This window comes from Pseudomonas sp. FDAARGOS_761 (assembly GCF_013343155.1).
GTDB classification, from domain to species: Bacteria; Pseudomonadota; Gammaproteobacteria; order Pseudomonadales; family Pseudomonadaceae; genus Pseudomonas; species Pseudomonas aeruginosa.
Map to the genome: position 1 here is coordinate 5182533 of NZ_CP054572.1, position 13952 is coordinate 5196484.

General features: G+C 67.1%; 14 protein-coding genes. 6 read left to right on the top strand and 8 right to left on the bottom strand.

The window, feature by feature from the left end; all coding sequences use genetic code 11:
* Positions 1-102 precede the first annotated feature (102 nt).
* Positions 103-534 (top strand): hypothetical protein, encoded by a 432-nt coding sequence (locus tag FOC67_RS24160; protein ID WP_009315050.1) that lies wholly within the window; start codon positions 103-105, stop codon positions 532-534.
* Positions 535-646: 112 nt separating this feature from the next.
* Here FOC67_RS24160 and FOC67_RS24165 read toward each other — a convergent pair whose 3' ends face one another.
* From FOC67_RS24165 to FOC67_RS24185, 5 genes are all read right to left on the bottom strand, one after another.
* A complete protein-coding gene (locus tag FOC67_RS24165; protein WP_003110409.1) occupies positions 647-1633 on the bottom strand; it encodes a tetratricopeptide repeat protein in 987 nt (328 codons plus the stop codon).
* A 269-nt stretch (positions 1634-1902) separates the two neighbouring features.
* Entirely contained in the window at positions 1903-2247 is a 345-nt protein-coding gene (locus FOC67_RS24170) for a hypothetical protein (RefSeq protein WP_003084452.1), read from the bottom strand.
* An 82-nt stretch (positions 2248-2329) separates the two neighbouring features.
* On the bottom strand, positions 2330-2908 hold the full coding sequence (locus tag FOC67_RS24175; protein ID WP_003110410.1) for a lysophospholipid acyltransferase family protein: 579 nt from the start codon (positions 2906-2908) through the stop codon (positions 2330-2332).
* 76 nt (positions 2909-2984) lie between these two features.
* Positions 2985-3797: a bifunctional DNA-formamidopyrimidine glycosylase/DNA-(apurinic or apyrimidinic site) lyase gene (gene mutM, locus FOC67_RS24180; protein ID WP_003102876.1), complete on the bottom strand. Its 813-nt coding sequence runs from the start codon at positions 3795-3797 to the stop codon at positions 2985-2987.
* 58 nt (positions 3798-3855) lie between these two features.
* Positions 3856-4680, bottom strand: coding sequence for an HDOD domain-containing protein (locus FOC67_RS24185; protein WP_003128920.1), 825 nt, complete (start codon positions 4678-4680; stop codon positions 3856-3858).
* 216 nt (positions 4681-4896) lie between these two features.
* Between FOC67_RS24185 and pfpI the strand changes: the two genes are divergently transcribed.
* The 5 genes from pfpI to FOC67_RS24210 all read left to right on the top strand — a co-directional run bounded on the left by pfpI (position 4897) and on the right by FOC67_RS24210 (position 11098).
* Positions 4897-5436 (top strand): protease PfpI, encoded by a 540-nt coding sequence (pfpI, locus tag FOC67_RS24190; RefSeq protein WP_003110411.1) that lies wholly within the window; start codon positions 4897-4899, stop codon positions 5434-5436.
* A gap of 72 nt (positions 5437-5508) precedes the next feature.
* Positions 5509-6705, top strand: a complete 1197-nt coding sequence (locus tag FOC67_RS24195; protein ID WP_009315049.1) for a class I SAM-dependent rRNA methyltransferase — start codon at positions 5509-5511, stop codon at positions 6703-6705.
* A 327-nt stretch (positions 6706-7032) separates the two neighbouring features.
* Positions 7033-8871 carry a dihydroxy-acid dehydratase gene (gene ilvD / locus FOC67_RS24200; protein WP_009315048.1) on the top strand — a complete coding sequence of 613 codons (1839 nt, stop codon included), beginning with the start codon at positions 7033-7035 and terminating at the stop codon, positions 8869-8871.
* Between the two features lie 229 nt (positions 8872-9100).
* On the top strand, positions 9101-10486 hold the full coding sequence (locus FOC67_RS24205) for a nucleobase:cation symporter-2 family protein (RefSeq protein ID WP_003084433.1): 1386 nt from the start codon (positions 9101-9103) through the stop codon (positions 10484-10486).
* Between the two features lie 138 nt (positions 10487-10624).
* Complete coding sequence (locus tag FOC67_RS24210; protein WP_003102894.1) at positions 10625-11098, top strand: metallophosphoesterase family protein; 474 nt, start codon at positions 10625-10627, stop codon at positions 11096-11098.
* 15 nt (positions 11099-11113) lie between these two features.
* On the opposite strand, the gene FOC67_RS24215 is transcribed toward FOC67_RS24210, so the two are convergent.
* The 3 genes from FOC67_RS24215 to FOC67_RS24225 all read right to left on the bottom strand — a co-directional run bounded on the left by FOC67_RS24215 (position 11114) and on the right by FOC67_RS24225 (position 13822).
* A complete protein-coding gene (locus FOC67_RS24215; RefSeq protein WP_003084430.1) occupies positions 11114-11620 on the bottom strand; it encodes a dihydrofolate reductase in 507 nt (168 codons plus the stop codon).
* A 70-nt stretch (positions 11621-11690) separates the two neighbouring features.
* Positions 11691-12731, bottom strand: a complete 1041-nt coding sequence (locus FOC67_RS24220) for a hypothetical protein (RefSeq protein WP_009315046.1) — start codon at positions 12729-12731, stop codon at positions 11691-11693.
* On the bottom strand, positions 12728-13822 hold the full coding sequence (locus tag FOC67_RS24225) for a hypothetical protein (RefSeq protein WP_003110414.1): 1095 nt from the start codon (positions 13820-13822) through the stop codon (positions 12728-12730). Before FOC67_RS24225 ends, FOC67_RS24220 begins: the two co-directional genes overlap by 4 nt.
* Positions 13823-13952 lie beyond the last annotated feature (130 nt).

Consider the following 13952-nt stretch of genomic DNA (forward strand, 5'->3'; position numbering starts at 1 on the left):
CAGCGATCGATGATGGCCTTTTGACATCCATCCATGCTAGCTTGCGCGCCGCCGCGCAGGCGGCTCACACGGATACTGGATAATCAAAAGCAAGGAAACCCGATGTCGCTGTTTCGTCCCCTCCTGATCGCCTCCACCCTCGCCCTCGCCAGCGGTTGCGCCAGCGGCCTCAACTCGCAGCAGACGGCCGAACTTGAGTATTACGAAGCCCGCAACCTGGCGGTCATCGAGAAATCCCCCGGCACCGGCGCGGCCCTCGGCCTGCTCCCCGGCGGCGGCTCCTTCTACGGCCGTTCCTACGGACTCGGAGTGGTCAACCTGCTGTTCTGGCCGCTGTCGATCCTCTGGGACCCGGTGAGCGGCTACGACGCATCCCAGCGCATCAACTACACCGCGACCCGGGTGCACCTGGAGAAGCTGCGCCAGCGCGACTTCGACGAACTGCAACGGCTGGCCGACAACGGCGCATTGGACGGCGCCACGCTGGCGCAGAAGCGCCAGGACGTGGAAACGAAATACCGCTACACCCCCTGAACAAGAAAAAGCCGATCGATGACCGGCCGGGTCCTCCTCGACCGACAGGACGCCCCGGCCCACGCGTAGACGTCTCGCCGACGAGTCCGGCTGGCAATCCAGGCGGCGGGCCTCACTGGCTCGCCGCTTCAGCCGCCTGTTGCGCATCCTCCGCACTGGCTTCCACCGCCTCCGGTTCAGACGAGGCGCCCTCCATGCCTCGGCCGGAGTGCCGGCGATCGGCGACACCGGAGCAGTCGGCGACGCCGGACAGCTCTCCATCCAGCGCAGCGTGAATCCAGTTTTCCAAACGGGTGTACCAGGCTGCGTTCGCGGCGCTCTCCAGCCAGGCGATGGCATCCGCATCCTGCTGCTGTGCGGCCTTTTCCAGCCAGAGCCGTGCTTGCAGCTTGTTCATCCCGGCACCGGAACCGTTCCAGTAGGCCTCGCCCACCTTGAACTGGGCACGGGCATCTCCCTGGGTCGCAGCCTTGCAGAACCACTGGAAGGCCTTTTCCCGGCTGCCGGCATAACGGTCCAGCAGGGCGGCTTCCTCGTCTGAAGTGGCGGAATAGACGCCTTGCGAGTCGTCCAGGTAGAACCATCCCAGATTGGTTTCGGCGTCTTCGCTACCGCTGGCCGCCGCACGTTCGAACCAGGTCCCGGCCTTCACCCGGTCCTGGTCGACCCCTTCGCCTCTCCAGTAGAGAACGCCCATTTCATTCTGGGCGGCGGCATCCCCCTGCTCCGCGGCCTTCCGGAACCAGCGTGCCGCCTCGGTCTTGTCCTGTGGCCCGCCGTCACCATCGCGATAGAGCATGGCCAGTTGGATCTGCGCGCGGACCATCCCCGCAGCGGCCGCCTTGCCCCACCATTCGCGCGCGCTGGCGTAGTTCTGTTGCTGGTAGAAGTAGGCGCCGAAATCGAACAGCGCCTGCGGCTCCCCCGTCTCGGCGGCCTGGCGGAGGCGGGTGAATTCGGCGAACAGTTCATCGCCGCGCTTGTCGCCCTGCTCGGCCTTGGACTGCTCCTTGGCGAGGTCGGACACCGCGTCCTCCGCCCAGGCGAACGAGGGTACGGCAAGAGCAAGGACGGACAGGAACACCCACTGACTGAACATACGCGAAATCCTTATCTTGGTTGAGTCGGTCGGCCACCCCTGGTCGACCTTGTGACCTTGCTGGTCAGCAGGACACTGTCACCATCGGAGAGTCCGATCAAGTGCCGCGAACGGTCCGTGCGGAACATCTGTCATCGGCCGATGCGGCGCTATAGCTGCCGCCTGCCGTGGCGGAAGAAAAGACTTAGCCCAATCTCCGTGCCCCCTGCAATGCATCGAGAAAACAAAAAGCCGGTCGATGACCGGCTTTTTTTCATTCCGTTGGAAACTCAGCTTTCGTCGTGGTTATAGCCGCTGGTGGTGCAGCCCAGGCAACGGACGAAGGCTTCCTTGCCCGGATCGACCACCAGCGCCTGGCCGGCCTTGCCGACGCTGCCGCTGGCCGCGGTGAACGGCAGGCTGACCACGAAGGCCACCGCCCCGACGGCCGTGGCGGCGATCAGGAAGGGACGGGCGATGAGCAGATCGCCGATCATGGCGTACGCGGGGGGCGCTTCGACGGTGTACATCGGGTCGCCGCTGGCGTTTTCCTGCACGGCATCCGCCAGCGCGGGCATGGACGAGAGCCCGGTGGTCAGCGCCAGCACGAGCGCGGTGGTGCGAAACAGGTTCATGGAGGCGGTCCTTTCTGGTTTTTGGTTGGGCAGATATCGCCTAACTATAACAGCGCTGCGGGTAGTGCCAGCGTGACCGCCTTCAATCGCCGAGGAATGCGTAGTGCGGCTTTTTCGGGATGAACGGCCGGTAGAAGCCAATCAGGCTGCACAGGTCGTCGTCCTCGTTGCCGGTCGGCCAGAAGGGTTCGCCGATGACGATCCGCCGGTTCTCGTAGTCCAGCGCCGCCGGCACCACCGGCACGCCGGCGCCACGGGCGATGTGGTAGAAGCCCATGCGCCAGCGGTCGACCTTCTTGCGCGTGCCTTCCGGAGCGATGATCAGCATGAACTCACGGTGCTCGCGGAAGGCCTGGATCGCCTGGTCCACGGTATTCAGCTTCAGGTGGCGCTGGATCGGGATACCGCCCCAGCGCCGCATCAGGCCGCCCAGCGGGCCGTTGAACAGGGTGTGCTTGCCGAACCAGCGGGCGTTCAGGCGCAGGACGAACTTGGCGGCAAGGAAGGCCACGAAGTCCCAGTTCGAGGTGTGGTGGGCGCCGATCACCACGAACTTGTCGAGCGCGGGCAATTGGCCCTCGATCTTCCAGCCGGAGAGTTTCAGCATGGCATGGCCGAGCGACTCGACCAGGGTGTTGCGAGGCAGGTAATTGCCGGACATCGTGCACCTTTCTTATGGCAGGCCGCTCACCGTGGCGGCCCTTCTTGTGGCGGTAGAGTATGCGCGGCGCGGCGCTTCAGCGTTGGCAGCGCGGGCAGTACACGCTGGCGCGCTGGCCTAGGCGGATCTCGCGCAGGGTGCTGCCGCAGACCTTGCAGAACTCCCCGCCACGGCCATAGACGAACAATTCCTGCTGGAAGTAACCGGGCTGGCCGTCGCCGCCGACGAAATCGCGCAGGGTGGTGCCGCCGCGCTCGATGGCGATCGCCAGGATCCGCTTGATCTCCTCCGCCAGGCGCAGGTAGCGCGCCTTGGAGATGCTCCCGGCGGGCTTGCGCGGATCGATGCCGGCGGCGAACAGCGCTTCGCTGGCGTAGATGTTGCCGACCCCGACCACCACCGCGTTGTCCATGATGAACGGCTTGACCGCCATGCTCCGCCCGCGCGACAGCTCGAACAGACGCTGGCCGGCGAAAGCGTCGGTCAGCGGTTCCGGGCCGAGGTTGCGCAGCAGCTCGTGTTCCAGTGGCGCCAGGCTCCAGAGCATGGCGCCGAAGCGCCGCGGATCGGTGTAGCGCAGGGCCATGCCCGAGGCCAACTCGATGTCGACGTGCTCGTGGCGACTGGCCGGGGTGCCGCTCTCCACCAGCCTCAGGCTGCCGGACATGCCCAGGTGGCTGATCAGCGTACCGGCCTCGGCGCCCAGCAGCAGGTACTTGGCGCGGCGCTCGACGCTGACGATGCGTTGTCCGGACAGGCGCACGTCCAGGTCTTCGGGGATCGGCCAGCGCAGGCGCCGCTCGCGCACGATCACGCGCTCGACGCGCTGGCCTTCGAGGTAGGGGGCGATGCCCCGGCGGGTGGTTTCGACTTCGGGTAGTTCGGGCATGGCGGCAGCAATCCGGTTGACCGCGGCACCTTAGCAGGAAGCGCCGCGGCGCGGCCAGTCAGTAGCTGCCCTGGCCGACGCCCAGCTCGAGAATCGAGCCCTTGAGGTTCTCGAAGTCGTAGTCGGTGAGCCCGACGTAGTCCAGCACCAGCGCGCCGATGCTGTTCCACTCGTGGTCTTCCGGCTGGTTGCCGAGAATCCGGTGCGAGCCGCAGATGTGCTCGGCCATCTTCAGGATCGCCAGCAGGTTCTTCAGCTGGGTGTCGCGGGCCGACTCGTCGCCGAAGATCGACAGCGCGTTGTGGTGGTTGGCGATCGCCTCGCAGACGTGCTCCGGCAGGCGCCAGGAACGCGCGGTGTAGTAGCCGACCACCGCATGGTTGGTGTTCAGCACGCGGTTCTCGGTGTCCACCACCCGGCGCTCGTCGCTGGCGGCGGCATAGGCCTCCTCCAGCACCGCCATATAGTGCGGGAAGCGCTTGAGCATCAGCGGAATGCCGCAGTTGTGGAACAGGCCGAGGGCGTAGGCTTCGTCCACCGACTCGTAGCCGACCCGCTTGGCCAGGCTCAGGCAGCTCATGGCCACGTCCTGGGCGGTGTCCCAGAAACGGTTGAGGGTGACGATGGTGTCGTCGCTCATCTCGCCCTTGATCGACTGGGCGTTGATCAGGTTGATCACCGAACGACTGCCCAGCAGGTTCACCGCGCGCTGGATCGAAGTGATGCGGTTGGCCAGGCCGAAGAACGGCGAGTTCACCAGTTTCAGGAGGGCGCCGGAAAGGCCCGGGTCCTGGCTGATCAGCCTGGCGATGTTCTTCAGGTCCGGATTGGGCATGACCTGCTCCATCTGCAGGTCGACCATGATCTGGGGTTGCGGCGGCACGCTGATGCCTTGCAGGGCCTGGCGGATCTGCTCGGCGGTGAGTTCTTGGACCATGAGGGCGGGGGCGAAAGTTGACGGTGTGCGCAGTTTACCCGGAGAACCCCGCCATGGGGCGGGCTTCTGCCGGAAAAGCGGCGCCAGGCAACGGGCATGGAACTTTTCCCGCAGCCGCCAGGGTCGGAATGAATACCCCCATCCGATATCGGGAGACACGCCATGACCCAATCCCTGCACGGCAAGGTCGTCGCCGCCCTGGTGACCGACGGTTTCGAACAGGTCGAACTGACCGGTCCGAAAAAAGCCCTGGAAGACGCCGGCGCCACGGTAAGGATTCTTTCCGACAAGGCCGGCGAGGTGCGCGGCTGGAACCATCACCAGCCAGCCGACGCCTTCCGCGTCGACGGCACCTTCGAAGACGCCAGCCTGGACGACTACGACGCCCTGCTGCTGCCCGGCGGGGTGATCAATTCCGACCAGATCCGCAGCCTGGCCAAGGCCCAGGAACTGGCGATCCGCGCCGAACAGGCGAGCAAGCCGGTGGCGGTGATCTGCCACGGCGCCTGGCTGCTGATCTCCGCCGGCCTGGTGCAGGGTCGTACCCTGACCAGTTGGCCGTCGCTCAAGGACGACATCAACAACGCCGGCGGCCACTGGGTGGACCAGGAGGTAGCGGTGGACGGAAAGCTGGTGAGCAGCCGCAAACCCGAAGACATCCCGGCCTTCAACCGTCGATTCATCGAAATCCTCGCCGGCTGAACGGCCCGCGTTCGCGCAGCGGCGAATCCCGTCGCTGCGCTATAATCGCGCTCTTTTGCCGGAGCCTTTCCCATGACCCTGCCCAGCTTGCGTCTCAAAGCCAACGCCGAGCGCCGCCTGCGCGCCGGCCACCTGTGGGTCTACAGCAACGAGGTGGATGTCGCCGCGACGCCGCTGAATGCCTTCGCCGCCGGCGACCAGGCGGTGCTGGAAATGGCCAACGGCAAGCCGCTGGGCATCGTCGCGCTGAGCCCGAACAATCTCATCTGCGGCCGCCTCATTTCCCGTGATACCAAGCACGTTCTCGACAAATCGCTGCTGGTTCATCGCATCAACATCGCCCTCAGCCTGCGCGAGCGGCTTTTCGACAAGCCGTTCTACCGGCTGGTCTACGGCGATTCCGACCTGCTGCCCGGCCTGGTGGTCGATCGCTTCGGCGACGTGCTGGTGGTGCAACTGGCGTCCGCGGCCATGGAACTGCACAAGGACGAGGTGCTCGCTGCCCTGCTGCAGGTGCTCAAGCCCGCCGCCGTGCTCTGGAAGAACGACTCCAGCGCGCGCGACGCCGAGGGCCTGGAGCGCTACGTGGCCAACGCCTACGGCGAAGTGCCGGAGTGGGTCGCGCTGGAAGAGAACGGCGTGAAGTTCGAGGCGCCGGTGCTGGCCGGGCAGAAGACCGGCTGGTTCTACGACCACCGCATGAACCGCGCGCGCCTGGCGCCCTACGTGCAGGGCAAGCGGGTCCTCGACCTGTTCAGCTATATCGGTGGCTGGGGCATCCAGGCCGCCGCCTTCGGCGCCAGCGAAGTGATGTGCGTGGACGCGTCCGCCTTCGCCCTCGACGGCGTCGAGCGCAACGCGGCGCTGAACGGCGTAGCGGAGAAGGTCGCCTGCGTCGAGGGCGACGTGTTCGAGGCCCTGCGCGAACTGAAGGCCGCCGACGAACGCTTCGACGTGGTGATCGCCGACCCGCCGGCCTTCATCAAGCGCAAGAAGGACCTGAAGAACGGCGAGGCCGCCTACCGCCGTCTCAACGAACAGGCCATGCGCCTGCTGAGCAAGGACGGCATCCTGGTCAGCGCCTCCTGCTCGATGCACCTGCCCGAGGACGACCTGCAGAACATCCTGATCGGCAGCGCCCGCCATCTCGACCGCAACATCCAGCTGCTCGAGCGCGGCGGCCAGGGCCCCGACCATCCGGTGCACCTGGCGATCGCGGAAACCCGCTACATCAAGAGCCTGACCTGCCGGCTGCTGCCCAACGGCTGAGCCCGTCCCGGCGGATGAGCGCCTGCGTTCATCCGCCCTACGGCCACCGCCGCTCATGGCGCGACGGGCGGCGCAAGACGCCAGCCGGGTCGCGACGCGCCGCTCCGCCGACCGCCAGCCTTCCCCATTCGCCCGCTCTGGGCTTAGAATCCGGGCATTCCTCGCCAATCATCCCCCGGCGGGCAGTGAGCCCAGGCCGTCGCCAATGGTGACCCCATTCAGACCCCGGCCAACTCCGTACACTCGGCTATTCCCCGTTTGCATCCGGTTCCTTCGACGCTCACGATACAGTCATAACCCGAACCTGATTAGCCGCAGGAAATCGTCATGCCCGATTACCGCTCGAAAACCTCCACCCACGGCCGCAACATGGCCGGCGCCCGCGCCCTCTGGCGCGCCACCGGGATGAAGGACGAAGACTTCAAGAAGCCGATCATCGCCATCGCCAACTCCTTCACCCAGTTCGTGCCCGGCCACGTGCACCTGAAGGACCTCGGCCAACTGGTCGCCCGCGAGATCGAGAAGGCCGGCGGCGTGGCCAAGGAATTCAACACCATCGCCGTCGACGACGGCATCGCCATGGGCCACGACGGCATGCTCTATTCGCTGCCGAGCCGGGAGATCATCGCCGACTCCGTGGAATACATGGTCAACGCCCACTGCGCCGACGCCATCGTCTGCATCTCCAACTGCGACAAGATCACCCCCGGCATGCTGATGGCCGCGCTGCGCCTGAACATCCCGGTAGTGTTCGTCTCCGGCGGGCCGATGGAAGCCGGCAAGACCAAGCTGGCCAGCCACGGCCTGGACCTGGTCGATGCCATGGTGGTGGCCGCCGACGACTCCTGCTCCGACGAGAAGGTCGCCGAGTACGAGCGCAGCGCCTGCCCGACCTGCGGCTCCTGCTCCGGCATGTTCACCGCCAACTCGATGAACTGCCTGACCGAGGCGCTCGGCCTGTCGCTGCCGGGCAACGGCTCGACCCTGGCCACCCACGCCGACCGCGAGCAACTGTTCCTGCGCGCCGGGCGCCTGGCCGTGGAACTCTGCCAGCGCTATTACGGCGAAGGCGACGACAGCGTGCTGCCGCGCAACATCGCCAACTTCAAGGCCTTCGAGAACGCCATGACCCTGGACATCGCCATGGGCGGCTCGACCAATACCATCCTGCACCTGCTGGCCGCCGCCCAGGAGGCCGAGGTGCCGTTCGACCTGCGCGACATCGACCGCCTGTCGCGCAAGGTGCCGCAACTGTGCAAGGTGGCGCCGAACATCCAGAAGTACCACATGGAAGACGTACATCGCGCCGGCGGCATCTTCTCCATCCTCGGCGAACTGGCCCGCGGTGGCCTGCTGCACACCGACGTCCCCACCGTGCACAGCCCGAGCATGGCCGACGCCATCACCCAGTGGGACATCACCCAGACCCGCGACGAAGCCGTGCACACCTTCTTCAAGGCCGGTCCGGCGGGCATCCCGACCCAGACCGCGTTCAGCCAGAACACCCGCTGGCCGAGCCTGGACGACGACCGCGCCGAGGGCTGCATCCGCAGCGTCGAGCATGCCTATTCCAAGGAAGGCGGGCTGGCCGTGCTCTACGGCAACATCGCTCTCGACGGCTGCGTGGTGAAGACCGCCGGGGTCGACGAGTCGATCCACGTGTTCGAAGGCAGCGCGAAGATCTTCGAAAGCCAGGACGCCGCGGTGAAAGGCATCCTCGGCGACGAGGTGAAGGCCGGCGACATCGTGATCATCCGCTACGAAGGACCGAAGGGCGGGCCGGGCATGCAGGAAATGCTCTATCCGACCAGCTACCTGAAGTCCAAGGGCCTGGGCAAGCAGTGCGCCCTGCTCACCGACGGACGCTTCTCCGGCGGCACCTCGGGCCTGTCCATCGGCCACGCCTCCCCGGAAGCCGCCGCCGGCGGCGCCATCGGCCTGGTGCAGGACGGCGACAAGGTGCTGATCGACATTCCCAATCGCTCGATCAACCTGCTGGTCAGCGACGAAGAACTCGCCGCACGCCGCGCCGAACAGGACAAGAAGGGCTGGAAGCCGGCCGCGCCGCGTGCCCGCCGCGTCAGCACCGCGCTCAAGGCCTACGCCCTGCTCGCCACCAGCGCCGACAAGGGCGCGGTACGCAACAAGGCGCTGCTGGACGGCTGAATCGTCCCGCGACGAAAAAAGCCCGGTCCCGCGCCGGGCTTTTTCATTCACGCGTGCGCGCGCCGAATGGCGGATAATCGCAAGCGGTCATTCGCCCTACCGCTCACCCACGCTCCAACCGTAGGGCGCATACGCCACCTGCGTTATCCGCCGACATGCGGCGCAGCCAGGCCTGGGCGAGACCGTGTTCGCCCAGTAAAATCGCGCTCTTTTTCCCCGGACCGCCACCATGAGTTCCCTGCAAAGCCCGTCGGACGCCAGCGCCCGCAACGACCTGGTCTATGGCCTGGACGACCGTCCCAGCGCTCCCATCGCCCTGCTCGCCGCCCTCCAGCACCTGCTGGCGATCATCGTGCCGATCGTTACCCCCGGCCTGCTGATCTGCCAGGCGCTGGGCGTATCGCCGCGCGACACCAATCTGATCGTGTCGATGTCGCTGGTGATTTCCGGCATCGCCACCTTCGTCCAGTGCAAGCGCTTCGGCCCGTTCGGCGCCGGACTGTTGATCGTCCAGGGCACCAGCTTCAACTTCGTCGGCCCGCTGATCGCCGGCGGGGCGCTGATGGTCAAGCAGGGTACGCCGGTGGAAAGCGTGATGGCGGCGATCTTCGGCGTGGTCATCGCCGGCTCCTTCGTCGAGATGGGCATCTCGCGCATACTGCCGTTCGTCAAGCGGCTGATCACCCCGCTGGTGACCGGCATCGTCGTGCTGATGATCGGCCTGACCCTGATCAAGGTCGGCCTGATCAGCATGGGCGGCGGCTTCTCGGCGATGTCCAACGGCACCTTCGCCAACGGCGAGAACCTGCTGCTGTCCGGCGTGGTGCTGGGCATCATCGTGGTGCTCAATCGCATCCCGGTGGTATGGATGCGCAGTTGCGCCATCGTCATCGCCCTGGCCGTCGGCTACGCGCTGGCCGGCTACCTCGGCCGCCTGGACTTCACCGGCATGCACCAGGCCGAGCTGTTCCAGGTACCGACCCCGCTGCACTTCGGCCTGGACTTCTCCTGGCCGCTGTTCATCCCGATGCTGGTGATCTACCTGGTCACCTCCCTGGAAGCCATCGGCGACGTCACCGCCACCAGCAAGGTGTCGAAGCAACCGGTGGAAGGCCCGCTGTGGATGCAGCGGATCAAGGGCGGCGTGCTGGTCAACGGCGCCAACTCGTTCCTCGCCGGTATCTTCAATACCTTCCCCAGCTCGGTGTTCGCCCAGAACAACGGGGTGATCCAGCTCACCGGCGTGGCCAGCCGCTACGTCGGCCTGTGGATCGCCGCCATGCTGGTCCTGCTCGGCCTGTTCCCGAGCGTCGCCGGGGTCATCCAGGCGGTGCCGGAACCGGTACTGGGCGGCGCGGCGATGGTGATGTTCGGCGCGGTGGCCGCTTCGGGCATCAACATCCTCGCCGGCATCCAGCTGGACCGCCGCGCCCTGCTGATCATCGCCGTGTCCCTGGCCCTCGGCCTGGGCGTTTCGCAGGTGCCGGAGTTCCTCGCGCACATGCCCGCGGCGCTGCGCAACGTGCTGGAATCCGGGGTCGCCACCGGCGGCATCTGCGCCCTGCTACTGAACTGGTTCCTGCCGGAAAGCCCGGTCCAGAAGGCCGCACACTGATAGGCGCGGCGCCACCTCCGGGTGGCGTCGCGGTTTTCGCCGAAGGGTTTTCGTACCCGGCCAATGGTTGGGTATGATCGACGGCATGGCCATGCCCGTCGGCCACCCTCTTCCGTCCCGCAACCCGGACCCGCGCCCATGCCCCAGTCCCGCCGCCCGTTGCGCATCGGCCTGATCGCCGACACCCATGGCCTGCTTCGGCCCGAGGCGCTGGAACGGTTGCGCGGCTGCGACCAGTTGATCCATGCCGGCGACATCGGCAAGCCGGAAATCCTCGCCGAGCTGGAACGCCTGGCGCCGCTCTCGGTGGTGCGCGGCAACAACGACACCCAGGACTGGGCGGCGGACATCCCCGAGCGCCTGCTGCTGAAGATCGGCCGGCTGACCCTCTACGTACTGCACGACCTCAAGCGACTCGACCTCGACCCGGCCGCCGAAGGCATCGACGTGGTGGTCGCCGGACATTCGCACAAGCCGCTGAAGGAAGAGCGCGACGGCGTGCTCTACCTCAACCCGGGCAGCGCCGGACCGCGGCGCTTCAGCTTGCCGATCGGGATCGGCGTGCTGGAAGTGGCGGGGAAGAAGATCGAGGCGGAGCTGATCACCCTCTGACCCCGCCTGGAACCGTCAGCGGCGCTCCCATACCTCGAAGGCGTAGGCAGGCGCATCGTCAGCCGCGGCGTGTTCGATGCTCGACGCCAGGCGCCAGGCCGCACCATCGATCTCGGGGAAAAAGGCGTCGCCCTCCGGCGCCAGGCCAACCCGGGTCAGGTAGAGACGCGCGGCGCGCGGCAAGGCCTCGGCATAGAGCTGGGCGCCGCCGATCAGCATCAGTTCGTCGGCGTCCTCCGCCTGCGCCCACGCCTCGGCGCGCGCCAGCGCGGCGTCCAGGCTGGCGAACACTTCCGCACCCTCCAGTGCCAGGCCGGCCTGGCGGCTGACCACCAGGTTTAGCCGGCCCGGCAGCGGCCGACCCAGCGAGTCCCAGGTCTTGCGCCCCATGATCACCGGCTTGCCGAGGGTCATCGCCTTGAAATGCTTGAGGTCGGCCGGCAGGCGCCAGGGCAGGCGGTTGTCGATGCCGATCGCGCGGTTCTCGCCAAGGGCGGCGATCATCGCCAGCGGTCGTGCCATGGGGTTACCTCATCGTGGAAGGACAAAGGCGCGAGGATAAACACTCGCGCCGGCGGACTCCAGGCCCGGCCTACAAGGGATTGGCATACGGCGGCACCTGCATGAAGAAGGTGCCATCCTCGTTGACCTGGGTGGTGCCGGTCGCCAGCACCTTGCGGTAGTCCTGCAGGTTGAAGGTCAGCACCTGGTCCGGGGTCTCGGTCTTCAGCAGCACCTGGGCGTAGGTGATGAGGATTTCGAAGATCTTCAGGTCGCCGGACTGTAGCCAGAGGAAGGATGGGCCCGCCGCGGCCGGCGGTCTGAACACCGGCGACGGCTGGCCGGGCGCCTGGGAGAAACGCAGGTGCAGCCCCTGGTCGTCGAGCCAGGCCTCCTGTACGTGGCCGTCGATGCCCAGCAGCGGGAAGACCTTGCGGTAGTCCAGGCGCATGGCGCTGCCGACCAGGCTCGCCCCCGGCCGATCGAGGCTGACCAGCGCCGACATCGGCAAGCCGACCAGGCTCATCGCCCCGTACAGCGGCAGACCTATCACCTTCAACTGGTCGGGCCGATAGACCAGCGCGCCGCTGGCCGCGTCCACCTCCACGCCGCCGCCCAGCCGCAGCGGCAGCCAGGGCCCTACGCCGAGCGGACGCACCCGTCCCTCCACCTCCAGGCGTCCCGCCGCACTGCTCATGCGGAAGTCCTTCAACATGGTCCCGTCGTAGGCGAGGATGTGCTCGTTGAACAGGTTGGCCAGTTGCCGCGGGCTGAGCAGCACCTCGCCCTCCATCACCTGGAAATGCATGTCCTGCGGGCGGTCGAAGTCCACCGGCTGGCCGACCCGGTTCGGCACCAGCCAGCCCTTCACCTCGGGCACGTGGAAACCGATGTTGCCGCGCAGATACATGTCCACGTTGCGCAGCAGTATGCCGACGCCATCCTGGCCGGAATCCGCCGGCCCGGCCGTACGCATGGGCAGCGGCACCGGCGCCGGCGGGACCTGCCGGTACCAGCCCTCGCGCAGCAGGGCCAGTTCGCGCTGCTGCCGGTCGATGGCGCTTTCGGCCTGGGCCGCGCTGGCCGCCAACAGGCAACAGCCAAGCAGCACGCCCCACGGACGCCGGCTCACAGCCGTGCCTCCAGCGGCGCCGGCGCCTTCACCGGCGACACGGCGATCTGCACCATGCCGTCCTCGCGCAGGCGGATCACGCCGTTCTGCAGTTGCCGCCGGTAGTCGTAGAGATTGAACAGCAGCGGCTGCCCCGGGCTGAGGCTGGTGAACAAGGCGTAGGCCTTGACCAGCACGGTGCGCGCCATCTTGATATCGCCGCCCTCGATGAACATGTAGCTGTCCGGCGCCCGTAATGCCGGCCATTGCAGGTCGGCCAGGGAGTCGCCGAGGGCGAGTTGCATGCCGCCGTCCGCCAGGGCCAGGCGACTGACGCGGAAGTCCAGGCGCGGCGGCGGGAACAAACCGTCGAGGTCGACGCGGATGCGGTTGCCGACCAGCTCCATGTGCCGGGTCTTCAGCTTCAGCACCTCGGACATCTCGATCGAGGCCGCCGCCAGCGACGAAGTGACCTCGACCCCGTCGACGAAGATCCGCCGGGGTACCAGGGTCACCTCCAGCGGACCGCTCAGCTCGATCTCGGTGAGCATCCGCAGCGGCCGCCAGCGCCCCTTGCGCAACAACTCGCCACGCACTTCCTGGCCGTCCTTGCGGGTGCTCATCCTGAGGTTGCGCACGGCCGCGCGGGACGCGGCGAGGTCCTGGTTGAGCAGGGTCGCCAGGGTGGCGTCGCTGACGAATATCTCGCCGGCCTGGATCCGCGCCACCATCGCCGTCGGATCGTCGAGCGACAAGGGCGCGCCGGGACGAGTCGGTTCCATGCGGATCAGCATGCGCTGGATGAAGAAACCGATGTCGTCGTGCAGGCGGAAGTCGGTATCGGCGATCCACAGTCGCGAACTCGCCGATCCCGAGCCGCGGGCGCCGACGCTCGCCTCCAGCGTACGCGGCGGCACGGCGCTCATCAGGCTGTCCGGCTGGCGCCCCCAGTCATCGGTAGCGGCCGTCGGCACACGCGCTTCGACACGGGCCGGCGGCGCCACGGCCTGGCCGCCACCGTGGGCATCGAAGGCCAGCCAGGCGCCCAGCAACAGGCAGGCCAGTTGCAACGACAGGCAGGGAAACGCGGAGGCAGGTTGCGCGGAAGCCATCACCGATCCTCTTATTGTTATGCGAGCGCCGTCACCCTATACCCTGCCCCGGCCGTCCGCCCCTTTCGTTGGATTGGCCGGGAAAACGCCGACGTCGTCACGCTGGCGGCGATTGTCACGGGAATGTCGC

What these genes read in the sequence shown, in the direction of transcription:
- FOC67_RS24160 (WP_009315050.1), top strand. Translation starts at nt 103, where the DNA reads ATGTCGCTGTTTCGTCCCCTCCTGATCGCCTCCACCCTCGCCCTCGCC.
- FOC67_RS24165 (WP_003110409.1), bottom strand. Translation starts at nt 1,633, where the DNA reads ATGTTCAGTCAGTGGGTGTTCCTGTCCGTCCTTGCTCTTGCCGTACCC.
- FOC67_RS24170 (WP_003084452.1), bottom strand. Translation starts at nt 2,247, where the DNA reads ATGAACCTGTTTCGCACCACCGCGCTCGTGCTGGCGCTGACCACCGGG.
- FOC67_RS24175 (WP_003110410.1), bottom strand. Translation starts at nt 2,908, where the DNA reads ATGTCCGGCAATTACCTGCCTCGCAACACCCTGGTCGAGTCGCTCGGC.
- mutM (WP_003102876.1), bottom strand. Translation starts at nt 3,797, where the DNA reads ATGCCCGAACTACCCGAAGTCGAAACCACCCGCCGGGGCATCGCCCCC.
- pfpI (WP_003110411.1), top strand. Translation starts at nt 4,897, where the DNA reads ATGACCCAATCCCTGCACGGCAAGGTCGTCGCCGCCCTGGTGACCGAC.
- FOC67_RS24195 (WP_009315049.1), top strand. Translation starts at nt 5,509, where the DNA reads ATGACCCTGCCCAGCTTGCGTCTCAAAGCCAACGCCGAGCGCCGCCTG.
- ilvD (WP_009315048.1), top strand. Translation starts at nt 7,033, where the DNA reads ATGCCCGATTACCGCTCGAAAACCTCCACCCACGGCCGCAACATGGCC.
- FOC67_RS24205 (WP_003084433.1), top strand. Translation starts at nt 9,101, where the DNA reads ATGAGTTCCCTGCAAAGCCCGTCGGACGCCAGCGCCCGCAACGACCTG.
- FOC67_RS24210 (WP_003102894.1), top strand. Translation starts at nt 10,625, where the DNA reads ATGCCCCAGTCCCGCCGCCCGTTGCGCATCGGCCTGATCGCCGACACC.
- FOC67_RS24215 (WP_003084430.1), bottom strand. Translation starts at nt 11,620, where the DNA reads ATGGCACGACCGCTGGCGATGATCGCCGCCCTTGGCGAGAACCGCGCG.
- FOC67_RS24225 (WP_003110414.1), bottom strand. Translation starts at nt 13,822, where the DNA reads ATGGCTTCCGCGCAACCTGCCTCCGCGTTTCCCTGCCTGTCGTTGCAA.